This window comes from Psychrobacillus sp. FSL H8-0510 (assembly GCF_038008345.1).
In the GTDB taxonomy this organism is placed as follows: Bacteria; Bacillota; Bacilli; order Bacillales_A; family Planococcaceae; genus Psychrobacillus; species Psychrobacillus psychrotolerans.
In genome coordinates, this window is the sequence record NZ_JBBOYZ010000001.1 from 1,594,858 (window position 1) to 1,619,845 (window position 24,988).

The following is a 24,988-nucleotide window of genomic DNA, read 5'->3' on the forward strand; positions in this document are numbered from 1 at the left end:
AAAAGTTTAAATTAAACAAAATATATTGACTTTGTTGGTAGAATCGAACATAATATGTTCATAGTAAAAGTTTTTATGAAAAGGAGAATTGTATGACTCCGATATTAAGAAAGAAACGCATCATTGAAGAGCTTGCCATAAATGGAAAAGTAGAAATTTTGGATTTAGTAAATTTACTAGATGTATCTGCGATGACCATTCGTCGTGATCTAGATGAACTAGAAAAACAGAAGAAATTGATAAGAACTCACGGTGGAGCCGCTATACCCGAGGCTATTATTGCCGAACAGAGCTATATTCAAAAAATTTCTGAAGCTCATCCACAAAAAGTAGAAATTGCTGAAATCGCTATAGGACTTGTAAAAGATGGTATGAAAGTTTTTCTCGATTCTGGTACTACTAATTTTGAAATTGCCAAACGTTTAAAACAGAAAATAAATTTAACGATTGTAACAAATGACATTAAAATAGCTGCAGAATTGATGGATAGCAAAGTGGAAGTCATTATGTTAGGTGGAAAAATTCAAAATGGTGTAGGGGCAGTTTTCGGAACATATGCAGAAAATATGTTAAAAGAAATCCATGTAGATATTTTGTTTTTAGGTGCCCATGCAGTTCATTCAACACTAGGCATTACATCTGCTACTTTTGAAAAAGCTTCTATAAAGAGAGAAATGATTAATAGTAGTGAATCAGTTTATCTAGTAGTGGATGCTCAAAAGTTCGGAAAGAAAGCGTTTGCTAAAATAGCAGATATCGATTGCGTGACAGCTATCATAACAGATCAAACACTTCCAGAAGAAGTAGAAGAAATCTACAGTGAAATGACTACCTTTATTAAGGGCGTGAAAAAATGAAAGTTGGAATTATTGCAGATGATTTAACCGGTGCTAATGCAACTGGAGTTCTCCTTTCTAAAAATGGATTCAATAGTGCTACTGCAGTTTTTGGGGGAGAGGTGCCAAAAACTGGTGGTTTTACTTCCATTAGTGTTGACACAGATAGTAGATATTGTGCACCAAGTATTGCACAAAGTAGAGTGTTGAATGCGTACGAACAGCTTTCGACATGGGGGGCAAGTATTTTTTGTAAGCGCATTGATAGTACGGTACGTGGAAACCTTGGAGTAGAAACAGACACATTATTAGATGCAATAGGAAAAAATAGTGTGGCAGTAGTTGTTACATCCTATCCAGATTCAGGACGTATCGTATCTGGGGGGTATCTATTGATAGATGGTGTACCAGTTGAATCTACCGACGTTGCGAAGGATCCAATGAATCCAATTACAATCTCTCATGTGCCTACTATAATGATAGAGCAAAGTCAGTATCCAGTTTCCCACATAGGATTAGGGAGAGTTTTAAAGGGGAAAAATAGTATTCAATTGGAAATGATGAAACAAATAGAAGCTGGAAATCGGATTATTGTTGTAGATGCTGTGACAAATGAAGACATTGATCATATAGCAGAGTCGATGGCTGCAATTGAGGGAGTGGTTTTTGTGCCCGTGGATCCAGGTCCATTATCCGCATCTTATAGTCGTTTAATGGCTCATCAGCATGTGTTGACGAATAAGTTCATCGTAACGGTTGGTAGCATAACTCCTTTAACTGGAAGACAACTAAATTATCTAATAGACAAGAAAAATGCTGACCCTGTTTATGTCAATACGGAGGCATTAGCTTCTACTACTAGTACGTGGGACGAAGAAATAGAGCGTGCGATGAAGGAAGCAATCATTAAATTAGAGGATCAAGAAGTATTAATCATCACTACGTATGCACCGGGTTCAGGGAAACTAGATTTAAAAGAAATAGCTGTTAGAGAAGGAGTAACAGAAGAAAAGCTTGCCAAGCGCTTAACGGAAGGTTTGGCTAGAGTTACTCATAGTGTTATTGACCAAACAGAACATGCAATTGATGGAATGTTTTCCAGTGGTGGCGATGTGACAGCAGCTCTATGCTCTGTCAGTGAAGCGCAGGCTATTGGTTTGCAGGATGAAGTACTTCCTTTAGCGGCATATGGTCATTTTATAGGAGGAGCTTTCGATGGCATTCCTGTAATTACTAAAGGTGGCATGGTAGGGGATAAGTACTCTATTTATAAATGTGTAAGATTCTTAACAAACAAAAAAGAAGAAGGAAGTGTTTAGGATATGACTACAGTTCGAGAAATTATTGCAATTCCTATGGGAGATGCGGCAGGTATTGGACCTGAAATTACAGTTAAATCTTTAGCTAAAGAAGAACTTTACACAATGTGTAAACCTCTTGTTGTAGGGGATGCGAATATACTTCGTAAAGCAATCGAAGTAACTGGTGTAAATTTAAAAGTTCGTGTCGTTTCATCACCAGCAGAAGGTTCCTATGAGTTTGGGACGATAGATGTAATGGACTTAGCAAATATTAATATGGAAGATTTCGCGCCAGGAGAGGTTTCGGCACAAAATGGACAAGCAGCATTTGAATTTATCAAACGCTCAGTGGAACTTGCAATGGCTGGCGAAGTTAAAGCAATTGCAACTACTCCGATCAATAAAGAATCATTAAAAGCAGCAAAGGTTCCTTATATCGGTCATACAGAAATGCTTGAGGATTTAGGTGGTGCTCCAGATCCACTAACAATGTTCCAAGTAAAAGGAATGCGTATATTCTTCTTAACAAGACATGTGTCAGTTGCAGAAGCAATTACGCAAATGACGAAAGAAAGAGTTCGTGATTATTTAAATAGATGTGATAAAGCTCTACAACGGCTAGGAGTTGAGAGTCGTAAGCTTGCAGTCGCAGGGTTAAACCCCCATTCAGGTGAAGGCGGTCTATTTGGTATGGAAGAAGTAGAAGAAATTAAACCAGGTGTCGAACTTGCGAAAGCAGATGGAATTGATGCCTACGGTCCAGTACCGGCAGATTCAGTTTTCTTCCAAGCACTAAATGGTAAGTATGACGCTGTTCTTTCTCTATATCATGATCAAGGTCATATCGCGGCGAAAATGACGGATTTCCACCGTACAATATCTATTACAAATGGTCTGCCTTTCCTACGCACGTCTGTTGATCATGGTACTGCATTTGATATAGCGTGGAAAAACATTGCATCTGAGGTAAGCATGTACGAATGTATTAAACTTGCTGCTGAATATGCACCGAAATTTACTCGTGAATCATTATAAGTAATTAGTATAGAAGGAAAGTATTATACTTTCCTTTTTTAAAAACAGAGGATTGAAAGGGGTTTCATGGGATGTCATCTGAGTCACAAGTAATTTTAGGTCTTATCATTGGGGTAATTCTATTAGTTTATCTAGTAGTAAAAACGAAAATTCATGTGTTTTTAGCATTAATAATCGCAGCAGCAATAACAGGAATCATCGGAGGAATGTCACCACCTAAAGTAGCCGATGCCATAATTGGTGGTTTCGGTAGTACGTTAGGGTCCATTGGTATCGTAATTGGGTTTGGAGTTATGATGGGAAGATTATTGGAAGTTTCCGGTGCTGCAGAACGTTTAGCATATGCACTTATCAAGTTTATAGGAAAGAAAAAAGAAGAATGGGCTATGGCCCTTGCAGGATACATAGTTGCGATTCCTATATTTGTAGATTCTACGTTTATCATTTTAACGCCATTAATAAAATCTGTTGCAAGAAAAACTGGTAAATCAGTTGTTGCAATTGGAATTCCGTTGGCAATTGGTGCGGTAGCAACGCATCATGCGGTTCCACCAACTCCAGGACCACTAGGGGTTGCAGGAATTTTCGGAGTAGACATTGGTCAAATGATTATTTATGGATTGATTTTTGCAATTCCTATTATGTTAGTTGGAGTTTTCTATGGTAAGTGGTTAGGTAAGAGAATATATCAATTGCCAAATGAAGATGGCACGGACTGGGTTCGACCTGAGGATGAAATGACGTATGATGAATTTGTTCAACTCTCAAATGAACGTAATAAAGAGCTACCATCCTTGTTCCGTTCTATATTACCGATTGTCTTACCGATTGTATTAATCTTCCTGAATACAACGTTGACAGCATTAGAAATTACGGGTGGAATTTATGATTATCTTATTTTCTTAGGCCAACCAATTATTGCGGTAGGGTTAGCTGTAATTGCAGCTATTTATGCATTAGCAGGGCGTTGGAGTCGTGAAGATACACTTGCCAGGATGGAAGAAGGTATGAACGCAGCCGGGGTTATTCTATTAATCACTGGTGCAGGTGGAGCATTCGGCTATGTATTACGTGAAAGTGGAGCTGGGGACTATATTGGAAATCTCGTTGCTTCCTTACCATTACCTGCTGTATTAATACCGTTCATAGTTGCCTCCCTTATAAGGTTGATCCAAGGTAGTGGGACTGTTGCAATGATAACAGCTGCATCTATTTCAGCACCAATTCTAGTTAATATAGATGGTGTAAATATGGTGCTCGCAGCACAAGCCGCAGCACTTGGCGCAATGGTATTCTCATATTTTAGTGATACAATGTTTTGGGTTGTTAACCGTTCACTTGGTATCACAAAAACGAAAGAACAGATTATGGTATGGTCAGTACCAACTACATTAGCTTGGGGTGCATCACTAATAGCTATTCTGGTTGCAGATATATTTGTTTAATAATTTTTTCTAAAGACGCTCTCTATGGGCGTCTTTTTACTATTAGAGAATAATTCGTTTTAATGGTGATCGAATAATACGTAATTATCAATTCCATTCTTCTAAAATGATATAAGATCGACTGCAGGACGAAAATGGAGAATCGAAAACCTTGAATATAACGAATTTTTTCGCTTAGTAGAAGGAAATTTAAATAGATGCTAGGAGTGAAAGGGTGTATAGTGTTTAGAGTGGTTTTATAGATTCGGTGAGATGTTGAAGGGAAGTAATAGGGTTGAAAAAAATTTTCACAAAGTCCACAATGCTACTCTTGTTTTTAATTTTTGTTTGGGGAGCAAGTTGGCCTATATATAAACTTGCATTACCATATACTCCTCCCGTCATATTTGCAGGAATGAGAGCAACAATGGGTGGATTACTATTAGCAGTAATATTATTTAAAATTAGGGATAAATTAAATTGGCGTGAGAATTGGCGTCTGTATTGCACTTCTGCCTTATTAAATACAACTTTATTTTTTGGAATTCAAACAGTCGGGTTAAATTATTTACCCGGTGGATTATTTTCCATTCTTGTATATTTTCAACCTGTATTATTAGGGCTTTTTGCATGGATTTGGCTCGGTGAATTTATGACTCCTGGAAAGATTTTGGGGTTAGTAATTGGCTTTATAGGTATTGTTATTGTGAGCTTGGATGGTTTGACTTTCCATGTATCAGTTATTGGTGTAATTTTAGGGTTATTAACTGCTTTCTTTTGGGCTTTAGGTGTTATATACGTCAAAAAAGTGAGCAATAGAGTGAATCCATACTGGATGGTTTCCATGCAATGTATAATAGGCGGTTTTGTATTAATAGGATTCGGGAGTTTTTTCGAGGACTTCTCAGATATCGTTTGGAATAGTAAATATATCAGTGCCTTAACATATGGTTCCGTATTAGGTATACCTCTGGCACAAATAGTATATTACAAACTTATTAGAGAAGGTGAAGCTAGTAAGGTAGGTTCCTCCACTTTTATGGTACCAATTATTGCCGTCATATTAGGAGCGGTATTCCTTGATGAACCAATTACATATTTACTAATTATCGGGTTAGTTATGGTTGGCATTAGTATCTTCCTTGTAAACTATAGAAGTAAAAAGAAACTGATAGACTATAGTAATAATCGCTAATAATTTTAATAGAAGGTGATAAAATGAAAAATAAGACTGTAGTTCGTTCAATGGATATCTTAAACTTGTTTCTCGAAAACCCAGAACTCACTTTTCAAGAGATAATTGATCTATCTCAAATACCGAAAACTTCTGTTTACAGAATGCTTCTGACTTTAGAAGAAATGGGTTTCGTAGAAAAAGGTAAAGATTCAAAATACCGATTGGGTTTATTGTTTCTAACGTATGGAAACCTTGTAGCTTCCCGATTAAATTTGAGGCAAATTGCTTTTGATATTATGCAAGAATTACATAAAGAACTAAAAGAAGCTATAAATTTAATCGTTCGCCAAGGCGATGAAACAATTTATATTGAAAAAGTGGATGTCTATCAAAAAGTTCGCTTGTATACTGCTGTCGGGAGAAGAAGCCCTCTTTACGCAGGGGCATGTGCAAGGGCTATTCTTTCTTTTTTACCTGACCAAGAAATCGAGACCTATCTAAATAAGACAGAGTTTGAAAGAATTGCAACTGGAACAATAACTACTAAAGAAGAGTTATTAAAATCTATAAGTGATGCAAGGGTAAATGGATATACAATAAGCCATTCTGAACTAGAGGATTATACTTCAGCAATTGCAGCACCCATTTTGGACTTTAAAGGGGAAGTAGTAGGTGGGCTTAGTATTGCAGGTATCGAGGCTAATTACCAAGATGAGAATATTGAATTTTATGCCCAAAAAGTAATGAAGGCTGCTGACGAGATTTCATATAAGCTAGGCTACACTAAACCCCCTCAATAAAAAATGAGGGGGTTTTGAATTTATGGATATAGTTTAAAGTTAATCGCTTTTTTGATAAGGTGTATCTTTTGTTCATTTTGAATGAATGCCTGCTCTGCTTCTTCCAATGTTACTAATTTAAACTGGATAGTAGCTTTGGGTGGAAGTTGAGCAAGGGTAGGCAAATCTGCAGAAATTACCTGTCCTATCTTTGGATAACCACCTGTTGTCTGTCTATCGGCCATAAGAATGATTGGCTGTCCACTAGGGGGGATCTGAATAGTACCAAATGTAACTCCTTCCGATAACAGTTCAAAGTTTTCAGAAAGAGAAAGTGATGATCCCTCTAACCGATATCCCATTCGATCAGACTGTAACGATAAAGTGAAAACTTCCGTCAAAAGTTTATATTGACTTTCTTTTTCGAACCTATCAAATTCTGTCCCCTGTATTACTCGAATTATTTGATGGTTGCCCAAATTTATCAACTCATTATAATTTATGCTCCAATTGCCCTTGTTTTTCTGCCTAATTTTTGACGTTTTGCTATTGAAGATTTTTGAAGAAGTTAGAGGAAGCACATCTCCTTTTTGTAAGGCCCTCCCTTTAAATCCGCCAATATTGGCACGAAGATACGTGCTTTTACTACCCATCACCTCAGGAATGTCAATTCCTCCTGCAATTGCTATATATGCTCTACTTCCATCTATGGCTGTATGAAATTTTAACACCGAGTTTTTCCTAACAATAATCGGACTCCATAGCGGTGCAGGCTTATCATTAATAGTAGGTAAGAAATTAGCACCAGTTATAGCAATTAGTGTATCTTCCTCAAATTGAAGCGTAGTTCCATACAGTGTGATTTCAAGAGCAGCCTCATTTTCAGTATTACCAACTAAGAGATTACCAAGCCTTAAGGAATAGGAATCCATTGCTCCACCTACGATTACACCGAACTTTTGAAAGCCGTACCTCCCTAAATCCTGAATAGTAGTCAGCAATCCCTGGTGTAGCACTTTGATACTCATTTCTTCAACCCCTCGTATAAGAAGTATTCCTCAGGCGCAATGGAAACAAATTGAATTTTGTCGCCTGCCTGTAAAAGTGAGGGAGGAGACTGTTTTGGAAGAAATAAGTTTAGTGGAGTTCGACCAATGATTTGCCATCCACCAGGTGTTTCTAACGAATAAATCCCTGTTTGTTTACCAGCAATACCTACTGAACCTTGCGGAATAGACAATCTTGGGGTATCTCTTCTTGGAGTTGCTATTCGTTCATTCATACCTCCCATAAAAGGAAAACCCGGTGCAAATCCTAACATATAAACCAAACAATCACTACTTGTATGAATATCAATAACCTCGTCAATTGTTAGGTTATTTACTGACGCAACATTCTCTAAATCAGGACCGAATTCACCACCGTAGCAAACAGGAATAGTTACAGTTCTTGTGTCGGTTCTGTTCTCCAAAGTTATTTGTTGAACAATTTTCTTTATATGATTACTCACTTTATCATAGGCGCTATTCGAACCACTGTGTACGTTTTGTACCAAAAAAGGATTATAGTACACGGTAATATTATTATAAGCAGGTACGTATTCTATAATTCCCTTAAAGGGATTAGTAGAAATCAGCTCTGAGAGACTTTTTACAAGTTTATGTAGGGTAGGACTTATACCTTCTCCAAGCTGAACAATAAGTGCAGAATCGCCTAAAGGTTTAATGTCGACTTCTAACTGGGAAGAATTCATAATTGGAAAAACTCCTTTAGTTTCGAATTGCGGTACTTTAGTTCTTAAAAATGAACTATATAAATTATTATAATTGTCTAAATTTAAATTACAAGTTTTGTTTTTGCACCATATTTAATAACTTAATAAAAAATAATATCTATTCAGAAAAATCAAACTGTGGTAAACTTTTTTTAAGTTTCAAAACTAAGGTTCCATATTACGGAACTAATCAGGGCTGATTCTTTTATTTTAAATCTGGGGAGGGTTTAGAAAAATGTTTAAAATAGATATAAATTGTGATTTGGGTGAAAGCTTTGGACGTTATCATTTAGGAGAACAAAAAGAGATATTGAAATATGTAACTTCTGCTAATATAGCATGTGGTTTTCATGCGGGAGATCCTAGTGTGATGCGAGAAACTGTAAAACTAGCTATAGATTATGGGGTTAAAATCGGTGCACATCCAGGTTTACCAGATTTAAACGGATTTGGTCGTAGAGAAATGAATATCTCTCCCCAAGAAGGCTACGACATGGTAGTTTATCAAATAGGAGCATTACAAGCATTTTTAGCAACATTTGATGAAAAGATGCAGCATGTAAAACCTCACGGAGCATTATTTAATATGGCAGCGAAAAACAAAGAGCTAGCCGAGGCTATTGCTCAAGCCGTTTATGATGTGGATCCATCCATAATTCTCTTTGGGTTAGCGAATAGTGAATTAACAGCTGCAGGAGAAAGAATTGGTTTACAGACAGCTCATGAAGTTTTTGCAGACCGCACCTACCAGGCAGATGGAACTTTAACTTCTCGTCAACATGCAGATGCATTAATAACTGATACGCATCAATCGGTTGCACAAGTTGTCAAAATGATTAAAGAGGGGGTAGTGATATCTCAACAAAATACGGAGGTATCGATAAAAGCAGATACAGTTTGCATCCATGGGGATGGAGAACATGCGGTTACATTTGCAAAACAGATTAAAGAAACTTTAGAGCGCAGCAATATTGCTATATCTTCGTTAGTAGACTAGGGGGAGAGAGAGATGTCAAAAAAGAATATTATTGCTGTGAATAGTAACAAGAAAGTTACGAATAGCGTATTGCTTGGTGCTGCATTTTTAATGGCAACTTCATCCATTGGACCAGGTTTTTTAACACAAACAACCGTATTTACTCAACAATTAGCAGCTAGTTTTGGATTTGTAATTTTAATTTCTTTAATATTAGATGTATTTGCTCAACTTAATATTTGGAGAATCATTACTGTATCTGGTCTTCGTGGTCAAGAGATTGCAAATAAGGTATTGCCAGGGCTTGGTGTAGTTTTAGCAATTCTTATTGTGATGGGTGGACTAGCATTTAATATAGGAAACGTCGCAGGTGCTGGTCTAGGATTAAATGCAATGCTCGGAATTGATCCGATTACTGGTGCAATAATAAGTGCTGTATTTGCTATATTTATCTTCGTAGTTAAAGAAGCAGGTAAAGCAATGGATAAAGTTGCTCAAGTAGCTGGCTTTGTCATGATATTACTTATGCTTTATGTAGCGTTTATAACATCTCCTCCAGTAGGAGAAGCGATAGTAAGAACATTTGCACCTTCTGAAATAAGTATTTTTGCGATAGTTACATTAGTCGGTGGTACAGTAGGCGGCTACATTACTTTTGCCGGTGGACATAGATTGCTGGATGCAGGAGTAAGTGGAATAGAATCGATACCAGATGTGACAAAAAGTTCGGTGACGGGAATTGCTGTTACAGGTATCATGAGAGTCGCTTTGTTCCTTGCAGTTCTAGGAGTAGTATCTCAGGGGTTGGCAATAGACCCAGAGAATCCACCAGCTTCAGTATTTAAACTTGCTGCCGGTGAGATTGGGTATCGTATATTTGGTGTAATTATGTGGGCGGCGGCCATTACTTCAGTGGTAGGAGCAGCTTATACATCCGTTTCATTTATTCGTTCTTTCCACCCAAAAATCGAAAAATATCATAATTGGGTAATTATATTATTTATTATTGTATCTACTGTGACATTTGCTTTTATCGGAAGACCTGTAAACGTTCTTATCCTTGTAGGAGCACTTAATGCACTAATTTTACCACTTGCCCTCGGCACTTTACTGATTGGAGCTTATAAAAAAGAAGTGGTTGGAGAGTATAAACATCCTCTTTGGATGACGATAGGTGGTGGATTAGTAACGATAATCATGGGTGTTTTAGGTATCATGACACTTATAGAACAAATTCCATTGCTTTTTAACTAGTTAGGAGTGAATTAGTATAAATAACTATATATCCATGTCACCCAGTAACATACGTGAATTGATACGTTCTGGAGAAATCACAGGTCCTACAGCTGGAATGTCTAAAGGCTATACACAAGCAAATCTAGCGATATTAAAGAAAGAATATGCTTATGATTTCTTGCTGTTCTGCCAGCGAAACCCTAAGTCATGTCCTTTAGTCGATGTAACTGATATAGGTTCTTTTGTGCCTAGGTCAATTGCTCAAAATGCTGACCTACGCAAAGATATCCCAAAGTATCGGATTTATAAAGATGGCATCTATGTAGAGGAAGTTTTGGATATTACTGATTACTGGGAAGATGATATGGTAGCTTTCCTTATTGGATGTAGTTTTACGTTCGAAACTCCACTACTGGATGCTGGTATCCCGATTAGACATATTGAAGAAAACTGTAATGTACCAATGTATAAGACGAATATTGCGTGTGTGAAAGCAGGAGTTTTTGAAGGGCCGACAGTAGTAAGTATGAGACCAATGTCTTCTGCAGACGCAATTAGAGCTACACAAATTACTTCCAGATTTCCAGGGGTACATGGTGCGCCAATTCATATTGGAGATCCAAGAACAATTGGAATAACGGATTTATCGAAGCCTGATTTTGGAGATTCAGTTACGATAAAGGATGGAGAAGTGCCAGTTTTCTGGGCTTGTGGTGTTACACCTCAAGCAGTCGCTATGCAGTCCAAGCCTTCTATAATGATTACACATGCACCCGGTTGCATGTTTATCAGTGATTTAAAAGACGAAAAACTGAGTGTATTTTAAGGCTTAGGTAATCCATTAAAACATGAAGATCGTGTAATTGCGATCTTCGTGTTTTTTTATGATTTATGTTAAAAGCCATTTAAAGAAATGGCTTTTAAATATTGTTGGCATTTACGGTTTTATATAATTTTATTAATAAAACAATATAAGATGAATAAATTGAAGTAGAGGGAACCTAAAGGAGATGTATGGTTGGAAAATAATTACTTGAAAAGTGCTGTCTTTGAACATCAGTTTTGGCTTCGCGTTCTAGGAGATCATTCTCGCTTTATTCATGATTCGCTCTATCCTTCTCAAAAGAAGGACATCGATAAGGCGACTTATTTTATAAAACATTTCGATCAACTTTTTTCTCAAGTAAATGCTTTGAACGAAACAAATGCTATTTCTTTTGCTAATATTGTCGCAGAATATGTGGATCAATTAAAATCCTTTAAATTGTCCATTATCAAAAGGCATTTACTAGGGGAGATGGGGATTCACCTTACGCCTACTTTCATAAGTCATATGGTAAACGAGTTAGAAGAATATCAACTGGTATTAAGCTATCTGGAAAAAGGGGAAGTACCACCTATTTATCATGAATTGCATCACCATCTAATTTGGCTACTGGATGCTTCTGGTCATGCTGGCGCAATTGATGCTCGAATGGATGACACAGAGAAAAGACTAAAAGAAAAAAGTGAAATCTTTGCCAAACATTTTGAACAGTTTTATTTGAAAGCGGTTGAATTGACTGGTTACCTACGCACGAATATCAACAAGTTCCCAGCATTAAATAGATTTAATGATAATGTAGAGTTAGAAATAACTCTGTTTTTAGCTTTTCTAGATGAATTAGAAGAAATGGAACTAAATGCAGAGGTGCTTGGAACTTTTACTGTATCTATGGCTGACCATATGGCAAGAGAAGAACAATATTATTTATCAAAAGTGGCCGAATCCACCAATGCTGATAAAAAATAATCGCATTTATGCAGGGCATTATGTTAGGTTTGAAATAAAAGAACCGGGCGTGTAAAATGCCCGGTTCTTTATGGTTTTAAGTGGAAGATGTATGTTCAGTTACTGATATTGCCCAAGCAATGAGAAAAATTGTACAACGAAATCATGAAATACTTTTTCAGAAGGTGATAGATTCCTGGAAGCTGGACTAATGATTCCGACTGTTCTTCGAATATTAGGTAAATCAATAGGGATTTTCTTCGTGAATCTAGGTGTAGAGTCATAAAAAGTGCTTTCTGGCAACAGTGTTAGACCAATACCTGCGGCTACTAAACCTTTAATCGCATCCATATCCTCACCCTCTGAGGTAATTTTTGGTGTAAAACCAACAGAGTTGCATGCTTCGACCACTAGTTTTTGCATAATATAGCCCTCAGGGAAAAGAACAAAATCCTCATTGCGAAGATCAATAAGAGGAATCTTACTTCTTTTCGCAAAGGGATGGTTGGCATTTAAAAGAACGGAAAAATTCTCTGTAAAAAGAATCGTGTTATTTAAATTACTATCTTTGGGAGGAAGTGGGCCTAAAAACGCCAAGTTGAGCTCACGCTGTTTAACCGCTTCTATTAAATAATTGTAAGATCCCTGTCGCAAGTGAAAAGCAACGTTTGGATGCTCCTTTTTAAATGCAGAAATTACTGTCGGCAACAAGTGACCTGCTAAACTTGTTGGGAAGCCAATTTTAATAGTTCCTATTTCAGGGTTTAAATATTCATCAATTTGTTTCTTGGCAAAATCGATGGCTTTAATAGCAGAGACACTGTGTTCTAAGAAAATCTTCCCTATTGGTGTTAGCTTTACATTTCTACCGATCCGTTCAAATAATTGAACTCCGAGTTCATCCTCTAAATTCGCTATCTGTCTACTAACTGCGGACTGAGCAACATGTAAATGGACTGCAGCCTCCGAAATATGCTCTCTTTCTGCTACTTCTATAAAGTATCTCAATTGGCGTAGTTCCATCGAATTCTCCTTATCTATCTCAATATTAGATGGTTTATATCCAAATTATATATTGTTTATATTATTTTGAAAACATACAATATTCTTAAGACACTTTTTTAGGTTAAAGGGAGGTATAAACATGACATTTCACCAACTACCACAAGCACAAGGTATGTATGACCCGTCTTTTGAACATGACGCATGTGGGATAGGTTTATACGCACATATAAAAGGTAATGCAACACACGATATCGTAAAAAAAGGACTTGAGATGTTATGTCGCTTAGAGCACCGCGCTGGCAGAGGTGGCGATGGTAAAACGGGGGATGGAGCAGGCTTAATGGTTCAAATACCTGACATATTCTTTCGTGTTGTATGTAATGAATGGGATTTACCCGAAAAAGGTAAATACGGAGTCGGAATGTTATTTTTCACAAACGATTCCAACGAACGCGAACTAATCGAACAAAAAATAAATGATTTGATAGCTGCAGAAGGGCAAGTTCTGATTGGCTGGAGAACAGTACCAATCGATACAAGCATGTTAAGCGATAAAGCAAGGGAAACAGTACCTTTCGTTCGCCAGGTTTTTATTCAGGCAAATAATGAAATGGAATCATTAGCTTTTGAACGCAAACTATATATTATCCGCAAGCAAGCGGAACATTGGGCTGGTCATCAAAGCCTTAAATTCTATTGTGCAAGCCTTTCTAGTCAAACAATTGTTTACAAAGGATTGCTAACTCCAGAAGAGGTAGATTTGTTTTATGTAGATTTACAGGATGAACTATTCACTTCTGCATTTTCACTTGTACATTCTCGTTATAGTACAAATACATTTCCGAGTTGGGAGCGAGCACATCCCAATCGCTATATAGTTCACAATGGGGAGATCAACACATTGCGAGGCAATATCAATTGGATGAAGGCTCGAGAAAAACAATTTGTTTCCAAAGCCTTTGGTGAGGACTTAACCAAGTTACTACCAGTTATCGATACAAATGGTAGTGACTCTTCTATGCTAGACAATGCATTTGAGTTGTTTGTTTTAGCAGGTAGAACTCCTGCCCATACAGCTATGATGCTTATTCCTGAACCTTGGACTGAGAATCCTCATATCACAGAAGAAAAGAAAGCTTTCTATGCATATCATAGCAGTTTAATGGAACCATGGGATGGACCAACAGCAATTTCTTTTACAAACGGCAAACAGATAGGTGCTATTTTAGACCGCAATGGATTACGCCCAGCGCGTTATTTGGTTACGAAAGATGATTATATTGTGTTTTCCTCTGAAGTTGGGGTTGTAGATATTGAAGAAGAAAATATTTTATATAAAGAGCGTCTAAGTCCTGGCAGAATGCTATTAGTAGATTTGGAAAAAGGCAGAATTATTTCGGATGAAGAGATTAAATCAGAAATGGCTCAAGCGCAGCCTTATCAGCAATGGTTAACAGATAATATGTATAAACTACCAGTGATCGAAGAAAAAGTAGAGCAACTAGAGGATTTGTTATTCCGTCAGAAAGTATTTGGCTATACGTATGAAGATGTGCATAAATATATGATTCCGATAGCGTTAGACGGGAAGGACCCAATTGGATCGATGGGTAACGATACACCTTTAGCGGTATTATCTGATCGTCCCCAGTCTTTATTCAACTACTTTAAACAGCTATTCGCGCAAGTTACTAATCCTCCGATTGATTCGATTAGGGAGCATATTGTAACTTCAACGATGACACTGCTTGGAGCGGAAGGTGACCTACTACATCCGAATGCGTCAAATGCAAAACGGATTTTCTTAGAAACACCTATTTTAACAAATAGCCAACTAGCACATATTAAAAAGAATAGTATAAAATCATTTACTGCTGCTTCACTCCAGCTGAATATGTCTGAAGACTTAGATATTGACTTGGACCTTCTATCCAAAAAAGTGGATGAATTGATCGACCAAGGAATCTCTCTCTTCATACTTTCAGATAGAGGTATTTCGGTACAACAGCAGACCATTCCAGTTTTGTTAGCAGCAAGTCATGTGCACCAGCATTTACTGCGAACTGGTAATCGGACAAAGGTGAGTATTATTGTTGAATCGGGTGAGGTACGTGAGGTACATCAGTTTGCTGCACTTATCGGCTTTGGGGTAGATGCTATTAATCCCTATTTGGCTTACGCGACGATTGCCGAGGCAATACAGGATGGGCACATAACGAGTAGTTATCCAGATGCAGTTGCTAAATATAGTAAAGGAATAGCAGATGGAGTAGTAAAAGTAATGTCAAAAATGGGCATTTCCACTGTACAAAGTTATCGTGGTGCACAAATTTTTGAAGCAGTTGGAATTAGTAAAGACGTAATTGAACGATATTTTACTGGAACGGTTTCACAACTTGGTGGAATTGACCTAGCAACAATTGCGTATGAAGCTAACAAAAGACATGAACAAGCAATTCTTTCGACTAGTGATTCTTTAGAATCTGGTAGTGATTTTCAATGGAGAAATACGGGAGAACATCATGCCTTCAATCCAAAAACAATTCATACGCTACAATGGGCAACTAGAAGAGGGGATTATGGTTTATATAGACAATATGCGCAAATGGCCAATGAGGAGCGTATCGGGTTCTTAAGAAATCTACTAACCTTTGATAAAGCAATTAAAAAAATTCCTCTAGAGGAAGTAGAATCTGTCGAATCAATAGTTAAACGTTTTAAAACGGGCGCTATGTCCTATGGTTCTTTAAGCCAAGAAGCACACGAAACACTAGCTATTGCGATGAATCGAATAGGTGGAAAAAGTAATAGCGGAGAAGGCGGTGAACACCCTAGTCGTTATGAACTGGATGCAAACGGCGATAATCGTCGCAGTGCTATTAAGCAAATTGCATCTGGTCGATTTGGTGTTAAGAGTCATTATCTCGTTCAAGCAAATGAATTGCAGATTAAAATGGCGCAAGGGGCAAAACCAGGAGAAGGTGGGCAATTACCTGGTAACAAAGTATATCCTTGGGTTGCAGATGTTCGTGGTTCAACTACAGGAGTAGGGCTCATCTCTCCACCACCACATCATGATATTTACTCAATTGAAGATATGTCTCAATTAATACATGATTTAAAAAATGCAAATAGAGCAGCTAGGATCAGTGTTAAACTTGTTGCAAAATCAGGTGTAGGAACAATTGCTGCTGGGGTAGCAAAAGGGGCAGCAGATGTAATTGTAATTAGTGGATACGATGGTGGAACTGGTGCATCACCTAAAACGAGCATTAAACATACCGGTCTTCCGTGGGAATTAGGTCTTGCAGAAGCACATCAAACGTTAATGCTAAATGGTTTGCGCGATCGAGTTGTGTTAGAAACTGATGGCAAGTTAATGACAGGTAAAGACGTAGTAATGGCAGCTTTGCTTGGCGCAGAAGAATATGGTTTTGCAACAGCACCACTTATTGTAATGGGTTGTATCATGATGCGAGCATGTCATTTAGATACATGTCCAGTTGGAATTGCGACACAAAATCCAGAGTTGCGTGATAAATTTACTGGAACGGCAGATTATGTAGTTAACTTTATGAAGTTTGTAGCAGAAGAAGTTCGAGAATACATGGCATTATTAGGATTCAGAACAATGGAAGAAATGGTCGGTAGAACCGATGTATTGCAAGTTAGTGAACGTGCTAAATCCCATTGGAAAGCAAAACAGCTAAATCTAGAGGCTCTTTTATATCAACCAGAAGGACCGAGAACTTGGAATACATTACAGGATCATAAAATTGATGAATCATTTGATATGCGTGTATTGTTACCAAAACTGGAAAAGGTAATAGAAAGTCAGTCAAAAGCAGAATTGTATTTCCCTATAACTAACAGAGAACGTGTAGTAGGTACCATAATTGGAAGTGAAATCTCTAAAAAATATGGAGCGCGAGGGTTAGTGGATGATTCCATTGTTTTAAGATTTACAGGAGCAGCTGGCCAAAGTTTTGGGGCATTTATACCAAAAGGAATGTCGATGTATATAACCGGCGATGTAAATGACTATTTTGGGAAAGGCTTATCTGGCGGAAAACTAATCGTAACAGCTCCGATTCAAGGAAAAGCAGAACAAAATGTTATTGCTGGGAATGTTGCGCTTTACGGGGCAACGAGTGGAACTGCTTTTATCAATGGCCGTGCTGGGGAGCGCTTTGCAGTACGAAATAGTGGTGTCGACGTTGTCGTTGAAGGTATTGGCGATCATGGCTGTGAGTACATGACAGGTGGTCGAGCGGTTATATTAGGAGATGTAGGAAAGAATTTTGGAGCAGGAATGTCGGGTGGAATTGCATATGTTCTTGTGGATGATGTGAGTGGCTTTAAAGAAAAGTGTAATCCAGAAATGATTGGGTTTGAACAAATTCAAACTGCAGATGAGCTACATGCTGTACGCCAATTAATCATGGATCATTATTATTATACGAAAAGCACAAAAGCTATGAATCTCTTAGACAATTGGGATGAAGCATCTAGTCGATTTGTGAAAGTTGTACCAAATGATTATAAAAAAATGGTGGATAAAATTCAATCGTTCAAAGTTCAAGGCTTAACAGACGATGCTGCTGCAATGCAAGCATTTTTGGCAACTTCGAGTGTGGAAAAAAAGGAAAAGAAAGTACTAGCGAAAAAATAAGGAGAGGGGAGATACTTATGGGAAAACCTACAGGGTTTATGGAATATGAGCGTGAAAAAGGTAAAGAGGTGGCCCCTCTCAAACGTATAAATAATTGGAAGGAATATTCTTCTAAACTATCGGATGTGTCCTTACAAAAACAAGGGGCAAGATGTATGGACTGTGGAACTCCATTTTGTCATATGGGTATTGAGGTTAGGGGGGCAACTTCCGGTTGTCCTATAAATAACCTTATTCCAGAGTGGAACGATTTAGTATATAAAGGGAAATGGGAAGAAGCATTAGAAAGATTGCTGATGACTAATAATTTCCCGGAGTTTACTGGGAGAGTTTGTCCGGCACCATGCGAAGGGTCATGTACTTTAGCTATTTCAGATCCAGCAGTTTCCATCAAGAATATTGAGCGTACTATTATTGATAAAGGATTTGAAAATGGGTGGATCGTACCAAGAATCCCATTGGCGAGAACTGGGAAGAAAATAGCTATTATCGGCTCAGGGCCGGCTGGTCTTGCCAGTGCAGATGACCTCAATCAGGCGGGACATTCCGTTACCATTTTCGAGAGAGCTGATCGAGCGGGAGGTCTTCTTATGTATGGAATTCCGAATATGAAGCTGGAAAAAGATATAGTAGAGCGTCGAATTCAGATACTCCAGCAAGAAGGTATAGATTTTGTCCTGAACACGGAAGTAGGTATAGATATTTCCGCAGACCAGCTAAAGGAACAGTCTGATGCCGTAATCTTATGTATAGGAGCACAAAAACAACGTGTGCTTCATATGGAGGGCAGTGACTCTAAAGGGATACATCTTGCGATGGAATATCTAACGACGACTACAAAGAGTCTATTGGATTCAGATTTTAAGGATAATCAGTTCATCAATACAAAAGGGAAAGATGTCATCGTAATTGGTGGTGGAGATACGGGAGCAGACTGTGTGGCGACAGCCCTACGACAAAAATGTCGAAGTGTAGTTCAATTTGGGAAGCACCCTCAATTGCCATTAACACGAGCAGATGATAATCAATGGCCGACGGACCCATCTATATTTAAACTGGAATATGCTTATGAAGAGGCAGATGCAAAGTTTGGAAAAGATCCAAGAGAGTATTTAATTCAGACGAAGAAAATCGTTGCAGATACGAATGGTCATTTAAAAGAACTCCATACGATTCAAATGGAGAAAGTTCTTGGAGAAGACGGCTTCTACTTTTTTAAAGAAGTGCCAGGTACAGAAAAGATATGGCCTGCTCAGTTTGTTTTTGTTGCTATTGGCTTTGAAGGAGCAGAAACTACATTGCCGGACCAATTTGGGGTACAAATGACCAATAAAAAGATTGCTGCATCTTCTAAAGATTATCAAACAAATGTAGAGGGGATCTTTACAGCTGGCGATGCTAGAAGAGGTCAAAGTTTAATTGTTTGGGCTATCAAAGAAGGGCAAGAAGTAGCTAAACGAGTAAATGAATATGTTAGTAAAAAACCGGTCATAGTCTCATGACCGGTTTTTACCGTGCTAGTGAACTAAAGTTTTTGTTCCGTTTTTGGTCATAAGATGTCATAATAGTTACATAACGAATATGGAGGCAATAACATGATTGGTATTATAGATTATGGTGCAGGGAATTTACATAGTGTGTTAAAAGCGATCAAGCAGCTTGGCTATGAAACAAAACTTATTACAAAAGCTAGTGATCATACCGATGAAATTACCAAGCTTATCCTGCCTGGCGTTGGAAATGCAAAAGTGGCGATGGATGTGTTGGATCGGAGCGGTTTAAGTGATTACTTAAAAGAAAGAGTTTCAGATGGTATTCCATTACTTGGTATCTGTCTTGGGATGCAGCTTTTATTAGAAAAGAGCGAGGAAGGAAATGTGGATTGCCTCGGATTTCTAAAAGGCAGTGTACCTGAATTTACCGATGAATCGGAGAAAATTCCCCATATGGGTTGGAACCAAGTGACAGATGTACAAAATCATTTTCTTTTTGAAGATATTCCAGAAGAAACAGACTTTTACTTTGTGCATTCTTATTTTGCTTTGCCGGAAAATCGGGAAGATATTTTAGGAGAGACAAATTATGGTATAAATTTTGCTTCCGTTATTGGTAATTCACAAGTAATGGGCGTACAATTTCATCCAGAAAAAAGTGGTAAATATGGCATCCAACTTTTAGATAACTACTGTAAGCAAGGAGATAAATAAGATGTTAAGAAAACGAATTGTACCAGCCATCGATGTACTAAATGATCAAGCAGTGAAGTATATTCAATTTAGAAATCCTACTATTATTGGTGATCCTGCCGAACTTGGTAAAAAGTATACGGAAGATGGTGCGGATGAATTAATCTATCTTGATACGACCGCTTCTTTAAAAAACCAAGATGTAAAATTGGAATGGATCCAACGGGTGGCCGAACAAGTAAATATTCCATTTTCCGTTATCGGAGGAGTGCGCACAGTAGATGACTTTAAAAATTTACTACGGGCTGGGGCAGACAAAGTTGGAGTCAACTCGGCGGCAGTAATGCGCCCAGAGTTACTGAAGGAAGCAGCAGATATTTATGGTAAACAATGTGTCGTATTAGGCTTAGATGCCATGCCAATCTATAATGATGACCAAGAAATTATTAGATGGGAAGTTTATACACATTCTGGTCATGAGAAAACAGGAATGGATGTTGTGGAGTGGGCGCAGCAAGCAGCTGACTTAGGTGCTGGAGAAATTATTTGCACAAGTATCCATAAGGACGGCATGAAAAACGGTTATGATGTAGCGCTGATCAAGTTATTATCGCAAAAAGTTAATATTCCTATTATCGCTTCAGGTGGGGCAGGGAAGATCGAACATATCGAAGAAGTCTTCTCTGACGGTAAAGCTGATGCGGCTTTAGTAGCATCCATGATTCACTACGGAGACTACACAATTGGAGAAATAAAATCTTACTTACATTCAAAGAATGTGAATGTCCGACTTACTTAATAATACGACCTAGTCTCGGTATGGAGACTAGGTCGTTTTTGGTAGAAGGGACAATCGGTCGAATAGCCTGCCGAAATGTCGTCCAACAATTTATTAAATTTCCTAATGCACTCAGTCCATTACTTCCCAACCGCGTGCATTTGCTAGGCTTCTGAGCTTTTCCTCGGGTCTAACAGCAACTGGATTTCCTACAAGCTCTAATACAGGCATGTCTGAAAAGCTATCTCCATATGCATAACTATTTTCCCAATCTATTTGATGACCATCCAAAGCTTCATGAACCTTCAACGTTTTTTGCTGTCCGTTTACATGGTTGATTGCATTCTTTGTGTAAACTTTGTCGTCCTTATAAAATATATCGGTTCCAATAATCTGATTGAACACGAGACCATCCGTCACACGTTCTAAAAACTGCGTATACGCACCAGATACTAGTAATATATGAATATTCTCTTCCTGGTGACGTTTCAGTCTTTCTAATACTTTTGCGTTGAAATCTTGCTGCATAGTAGCTTTAATTTCACTAAAATAGATATCCATTTCTTGTTTTGTCAGTCCATTAAATGCCTCTAAATATAATTGCATGGAACGCTTTTTCATTTTGTTGTCCGGATATAACTTTAACTTATTTGCTATGTACGGTGGAACAATAGCGCGATAAAAACGTTTGTATGAGGAATGATAAGTAGGGTGTTCTTTTAAATGTTTCATTAGTAGTGTGAATGTTTCTTCCGCATAGATAGTACCATCAAAATCAAAAATAGCTACTCGCATAAATTTCACCCTTTTCTCCATTAATAATTCATAAAATTATTATACATGAACAAACAAAAAATCGCCCCAATCTCATGGGGCGAAATTTGTTATTTAGCTCATCATATTTCCTTGTGCAGGGGCATATGAATTCGTCAGAGCTTGCATACTTTGTTGATCCAACTGAGGTACTTGGTAATAATGGTGTTTGTTTTGATAAATAGAGAGCTCATAAGCCATTTCAATACAATTTGGAATGGAATCTGCAAGTACTCGGCGAACAACAGGATTAGTTGTTTCAAGTGCAGCGGTAGTTTTAATAGTTGCGGAAGCTTTAGCGGCACCAAGAAGGTATCCAGAAATCAGTTCGTCTGAAAGCTCATTGGCAGATTGAATTGGCTTTTTAGGTTGGGAAGGTTTTATCCCATATATGAAGTCATTTCCGGTCTGCATTTTATAGCTAGTAGTTGGATGGGAAGGATCTGCACCTGTTTTAAAGCATTCAACGGTAATATTATATTCGTCTAATGCAAATGCATATTGACGGTCTAAAATACTTAGCAGTTCCTGGTCTTTTACATGGGGACGTAGAAGTACTTTTAAATTTAATCCGGAAATAACAGTCCCTAAAACTTCATGGACGTCAAATACCTCATGACCACCATGATTCATATTTTGTGAGATATTACCAGTTTGCATATTTTGATGCGTTTGACCTTGACCTTGTCCAAATGGATTTTGTGTCATTCCAATTTTCCTCCTTGTAGAAACTTTGATGGAACATCCTTTGTAGTTTGAGTAAAAAGTCATCAAATATGCAAGCTATAAAAAAATAAAAACAATCCCAATATCATTCTATTGGGATTGCGGATCAAAACTTATTTAATATTCGTCATTAATTTAAAGATTAATGAGTATAATAATTGATAAACTTCTTCCATAGTAAAGGAATCATCGAATCCTTTTATATAATTTATCGGTAAATTAATTTCCCATAAACCTTCGTTACCTGCGAACATTATACTATATTGCATCTTCTCTGAATTGTAATGCTCATCTAAAAATGCTCTAATTTCTGCTGTATATTTTTTTTGGATAAATAAACCAAACATTGCTGTGTAAACTTCAAACACTTCATCATATTCAACTGCAATCGCATCTACGCTTACAACATCCAACATATTAGCTTCTAAATAAACATATTCTTGCATATTGTCTTTAAGATAGGATGCAGGTGTTTTTAAAAATGAAGTGGGCTCTTTAGCTATTAACTCATCTGTTTCTTTATTGTACCTTTCGATAATTGCATCGTTAAATAAGTCTTGTGGAAGAATATTTAATCCTTCAGGGAGTAAAAGGTTTTTTTCTGCAAAATCTTTTTCCTCCATTGTTAATGTTATTTCATTGTTTGTAGCTTCTTCGATCTTTTTAGTTAGTTTGTTTGTAATCATAGAAATTGGTTCCTTCCTTCTTCTGCTATTTCTTCTGCTATTAATTGAAGATCATATGCATCTATGGTAATTACTCGGTAATCATTTTTTTCCGCATATTGCTCTGCTAATTTTTTGATGAACTTTGGAGAGCCCTCATTTTCTTCGTCGTAAATTATTAACATTCCATCGGTATTACGAACAACGAATTTATTTCGCTCTATAAACTGCCAGGGAGCTTCATACGGTTTTTTTGTGACACTTGTCTGATAATCAGCTTGCCTTAATAGGCTCTCATACTTTTCTTTCTTTTGTTCATTCCAATTTTTTTCCTGTTCTAAAAATGGGGTAATTATGGCAAACTTTAACTGCGGATACTCATCTTTAAGCACTAGGATTAACTCCGCAGTCCAAGTTTCTATACCTTGTTGACCACCTAATATTACCCACTCTAAACCTTCCTCCAACAAAACACGAAGTTGTGTTTCTATTGCTTTTTTTATGATAGGAATCCCATCATGAGTATCATTAAATATTCCCAATTCATGTGCTTTATAACCTGTTACTAATATTCTCTTAATCATTATCACCCAACTTATCTAAACGTCTTAGTCCATCATAGCATGTTCTCGTAACCATATAAAACCTTATGTCATACACTAGTAAGATTGTTAGGAAAGGATGGATAGACCATGAACGACAAGCCACAGGGAACGGTCGAATTTGTAAGTCAATTTGAAGGTTATGTTTACCAGGCAGCTAAAGGATTAAAGGACAAAATGATTGCTATTCAAACAACTAGAAGTACCATGCAAGGTATACTTAAAGGTATTGCACCTGATCATCTAGTATTAGATGTAAGTGGAACTCCATTTTACATTAGAATACAGCAAATAGTGTGGATTTCACCTACTAAATAAAAAAAGAGGAGCATGTTATTTGTTTCAACGAGTGGATAAGTTATTAATTGATCTACCTAGAGTTGAATATGGCGATGCAAATGCTGCATCGGCAGTTCAAGAGTTACTCGGCGGGAAATTTGGGGAAATGTCGACGTTAAATAACTATATGTATCAATCCTTTAATTTCCGTGGTAGAAAGAAATTAAAACCATTTTATGATTTAGTAGCAAGTATTACTGCCGAAGAGTTTGGTCATGTGGAACTTGTATCAAATACAATTAACTTGTTAAATAAAAATTCTTCTTTTACTGGTGATCCAAACAGTTCCCCTCTTCAAGATGCTATCGATAAACGAAATACGTATGCTTTTATAGCAAATGCTCAAACTTCATTGGCAGGAGATTCTATGGGGAATCCTTGGAGAGGTGATTATGTATTTTCTAGTGGCAACTTAGTGTTAGATTTACTGCATAACTTCTTTTTAGAATGTGGTGCTAGAACACACAAAATGCGCGTGTATGAAATGACGGATCATCCTACGGCGAGAGAAATGATTGGCTATTTACTAGTACGTGGAGGAACACATATTTTAGCGTATGCAAAAGCGATTGAAATAGCAACAGGGGCAGATGTGACGAAAATGCTTCCAATTCCTAACCTCGATAACCGTGTTTTTGATACTGCAAGAAAGTATGAGGAGCAAGGGTATGGAAATGTATTATTTACGTGGAATAATGTAGGGGATTACAAGGATATAAATCAGATTTGGAAAGGTAACAATCCTATGAGTGGCGAGAAGCTGTTTGTGAAAGAAGGAAGTCCAAAAGGATATGATATTCCAGATTTAAGATCACTTCCCGAGGAGTTTGCACCTGGAATAGGACCTGAAGAATATGAAGCTATTGCTAAAAGATTAATGGCTAATATGTAAA

Annotated in this window: 23 protein-coding genes; 16 read left to right on the plus strand and 7 right to left on the minus strand. The window is 37.4% G+C overall.

Annotation, left to right across the window (positions count from 1 at the left end; translation table 11 throughout):
• Positions 1–92: 92 nt before the first annotated feature.
• The 6 genes from MHI40_RS07775 (at position 93) to MHI40_RS07800 (ending at position 6,573) form a co-directional block, all read left to right on the plus strand.
• Positions 93–857: a DeoR/GlpR family DNA-binding transcription regulator gene (locus tag MHI40_RS07775; RefSeq protein ID WP_340762144.1), complete on the plus strand. Its 765-nt coding sequence runs from the start codon at positions 93–95 to the stop codon at positions 855–857.
• Complete coding sequence (locus tag MHI40_RS07780) at positions 854–2,155, plus strand: four-carbon acid sugar kinase family protein (RefSeq protein WP_340762145.1); 1,302 nt, start codon at positions 854–856, stop codon at positions 2,153–2,155. The genes MHI40_RS07775 and MHI40_RS07780 overlap by 4 nt, the downstream gene beginning before the upstream one ends.
• Before the next feature lie 3 nt (positions 2,156–2,158).
• The gene (gene pdxA / locus MHI40_RS07785) at positions 2,159–3,172 is read left to right on the plus strand and encodes a 4-hydroxythreonine-4-phosphate dehydrogenase PdxA (RefSeq protein WP_093534561.1); all 1,014 of its coding nucleotides are present in this window, start codon (positions 2,159–2,161) and stop codon (positions 3,170–3,172) included.
• A 71-nt stretch (positions 3,173–3,243) separates the two neighbouring features.
• On the plus strand, positions 3,244–4,617 hold the full coding sequence (locus MHI40_RS07790; RefSeq protein WP_340762146.1) for a GntP family permease: 1,374 nt from the start codon (positions 3,244–3,246) through the stop codon (positions 4,615–4,617).
• Positions 4,618–4,891: 274 nt separating this feature from the next.
• A complete protein-coding gene (locus MHI40_RS07795; protein WP_340762147.1) occupies positions 4,892–5,791 on the plus strand; it encodes a DMT family transporter in 900 nt (299 codons plus the stop codon).
• Between the two features lie 23 nt (positions 5,792–5,814).
• The gene (locus tag MHI40_RS07800) at positions 5,815–6,573 is read left to right on the plus strand and encodes an IclR family transcriptional regulator (protein ID WP_340762148.1); all 759 of its coding nucleotides are present in this window, start codon (positions 5,815–5,817) and stop codon (positions 6,571–6,573) included.
• Positions 6,574–6,593: 20 nt separating this feature from the next.
• Here the strand turns inward: MHI40_RS07800 and MHI40_RS07805 are convergent, their stop codons facing one another.
• Both MHI40_RS07805 and pxpB read right to left on the minus strand, forming a co-directional pair.
• Positions 6,594–7,580, minus strand: coding sequence for a 5-oxoprolinase subunit C family protein (locus MHI40_RS07805; RefSeq protein ID WP_340762149.1), 987 nt, complete (start codon positions 7,578–7,580; stop codon positions 6,594–6,596).
• Positions 7,577–8,305 carry a 5-oxoprolinase subunit PxpB gene (gene pxpB / locus MHI40_RS07810; protein ID WP_340762150.1) on the minus strand — a complete coding sequence of 243 codons (729 nt, stop codon included), beginning with the start codon at positions 8,303–8,305 and terminating at the stop codon, positions 7,577–7,579. The genes MHI40_RS07805 and pxpB overlap by 4 nt, the downstream gene beginning before the upstream one ends.
• A gap of 256 nt (positions 8,306–8,561) precedes the next feature.
• Between pxpB and pxpA the strand changes: the two genes are divergently transcribed.
• The 4 genes from pxpA to MHI40_RS07830 all read left to right on the plus strand — a co-directional run bounded on the left by pxpA (position 8,562) and on the right by MHI40_RS07830 (position 12,330).
• The gene (gene pxpA / locus MHI40_RS07815) at positions 8,562–9,323 is read left to right on the plus strand and encodes a 5-oxoprolinase subunit PxpA (protein ID WP_340762151.1); all 762 of its coding nucleotides are present in this window, start codon (positions 8,562–8,564) and stop codon (positions 9,321–9,323) included.
• Between the two features lie 12 nt (positions 9,324–9,335).
• The gene (locus MHI40_RS07820; protein ID WP_340762154.1) at positions 9,336–10,556 is read left to right on the plus strand and encodes an NRAMP family divalent metal transporter; all 1,221 of its coding nucleotides are present in this window, start codon (positions 9,336–9,338) and stop codon (positions 10,554–10,556) included.
• A gap of 34 nt (positions 10,557–10,590) precedes the next feature.
• Positions 10,591–11,364, plus strand: a complete 774-nt coding sequence (locus tag MHI40_RS07825; RefSeq protein WP_340762156.1) for a putative hydro-lyase — start codon at positions 10,591–10,593, stop codon at positions 11,362–11,364.
• A 192-nt stretch (positions 11,365–11,556) separates the two neighbouring features.
• A complete protein-coding gene (locus MHI40_RS07830; RefSeq protein ID WP_340762157.1) occupies positions 11,557–12,330 on the plus strand; it encodes a DUF2935 domain-containing protein in 774 nt (257 codons plus the stop codon).
• A gap of 99 nt (positions 12,331–12,429) precedes the next feature.
• Here the strand turns inward: MHI40_RS07830 and MHI40_RS07835 are convergent, their stop codons facing one another.
• Complete coding sequence (locus tag MHI40_RS07835) at positions 12,430–13,332, minus strand: LysR family transcriptional regulator (RefSeq protein WP_340762158.1); 903 nt, start codon at positions 13,330–13,332, stop codon at positions 12,430–12,432.
• A gap of 121 nt (positions 13,333–13,453) precedes the next feature.
• On the opposite strand from MHI40_RS07835, the gene gltB reads away from it, so the two are divergent.
• The 4 genes from gltB (at position 13,454) to hisF (ending at position 20,971) form a co-directional block, all read left to right on the plus strand.
• Complete coding sequence (gene gltB / locus MHI40_RS07840) at positions 13,454–17,986, plus strand: glutamate synthase large subunit (RefSeq protein WP_340762159.1); 4,533 nt, start codon at positions 13,454–13,456, stop codon at positions 17,984–17,986.
• 17 nt (positions 17,987–18,003) lie between these two features.
• The gene (gene gltD, locus MHI40_RS07845) at positions 18,004–19,488 is read left to right on the plus strand and encodes a glutamate synthase small subunit (RefSeq protein ID WP_340762160.1); all 1,485 of its coding nucleotides are present in this window, start codon (positions 18,004–18,006) and stop codon (positions 19,486–19,488) included.
• 93 nt (positions 19,489–19,581) lie between these two features.
• The gene (hisH, locus tag MHI40_RS07850) at positions 19,582–20,193 is read left to right on the plus strand and encodes an imidazole glycerol phosphate synthase subunit HisH (protein WP_340762162.1); all 612 of its coding nucleotides are present in this window, start codon (positions 19,582–19,584) and stop codon (positions 20,191–20,193) included.
• Between the two features lies 1 nt (position 20,194).
• The gene (gene hisF / locus MHI40_RS07855) at positions 20,195–20,971 is read left to right on the plus strand and encodes an imidazole glycerol phosphate synthase subunit HisF (protein WP_340762164.1); all 777 of its coding nucleotides are present in this window, start codon (positions 20,195–20,197) and stop codon (positions 20,969–20,971) included.
• Positions 20,972–21,082: 111 nt separating this feature from the next.
• On the opposite strand, the gene MHI40_RS07860 is transcribed toward hisF, so the two are convergent.
• The 4 genes from MHI40_RS07860 to MHI40_RS07875 all read right to left on the minus strand — a co-directional run bounded on the left by MHI40_RS07860 (position 21,083) and on the right by MHI40_RS07875 (position 23,738).
• Positions 21,083–21,745 carry an HAD family hydrolase gene (locus MHI40_RS07860; RefSeq protein WP_093534532.1) on the minus strand — a complete coding sequence of 221 codons (663 nt, stop codon included), beginning with the start codon at positions 21,743–21,745 and terminating at the stop codon, positions 21,083–21,085.
• 93 nt (positions 21,746–21,838) lie between these two features.
• Positions 21,839–22,471 carry a spore coat protein gene (locus MHI40_RS07865; protein ID WP_093534530.1) on the minus strand — a complete coding sequence of 211 codons (633 nt, stop codon included), beginning with the start codon at positions 22,469–22,471 and terminating at the stop codon, positions 21,839–21,841.
• Between the two features lie 131 nt (positions 22,472–22,602).
• Complete coding sequence (locus MHI40_RS07870) at positions 22,603–23,175, minus strand: branched-chain amino acid aminotransferase (protein WP_340762165.1); 573 nt, start codon at positions 23,173–23,175, stop codon at positions 22,603–22,605.
• On the minus strand, positions 23,172–23,738 hold the full coding sequence (locus MHI40_RS07875; RefSeq protein ID WP_340762166.1) for a DUF1273 domain-containing protein: 567 nt from the start codon (positions 23,736–23,738) through the stop codon (positions 23,172–23,174). Before MHI40_RS07875 ends, MHI40_RS07870 begins: the two co-directional genes overlap by 4 nt.
• A gap of 108 nt (positions 23,739–23,846) precedes the next feature.
• On the opposite strand from MHI40_RS07875, the gene MHI40_RS07880 reads away from it, so the two are divergent.
• Complete coding sequence (locus tag MHI40_RS07880; RefSeq protein ID WP_093534524.1) at positions 23,847–24,074, plus strand: YuzF family protein; 228 nt, start codon at positions 23,847–23,849, stop codon at positions 24,072–24,074.
• Between the two features lie 19 nt (positions 24,075–24,093).
• Positions 24,094–24,987 (plus strand): manganese catalase family protein, encoded by an 894-nt coding sequence (locus MHI40_RS07885; RefSeq protein ID WP_340762167.1) that lies wholly within the window; start codon positions 24,094–24,096, stop codon positions 24,985–24,987.
• Position 24,988: the final 1 nt, after the last annotated feature.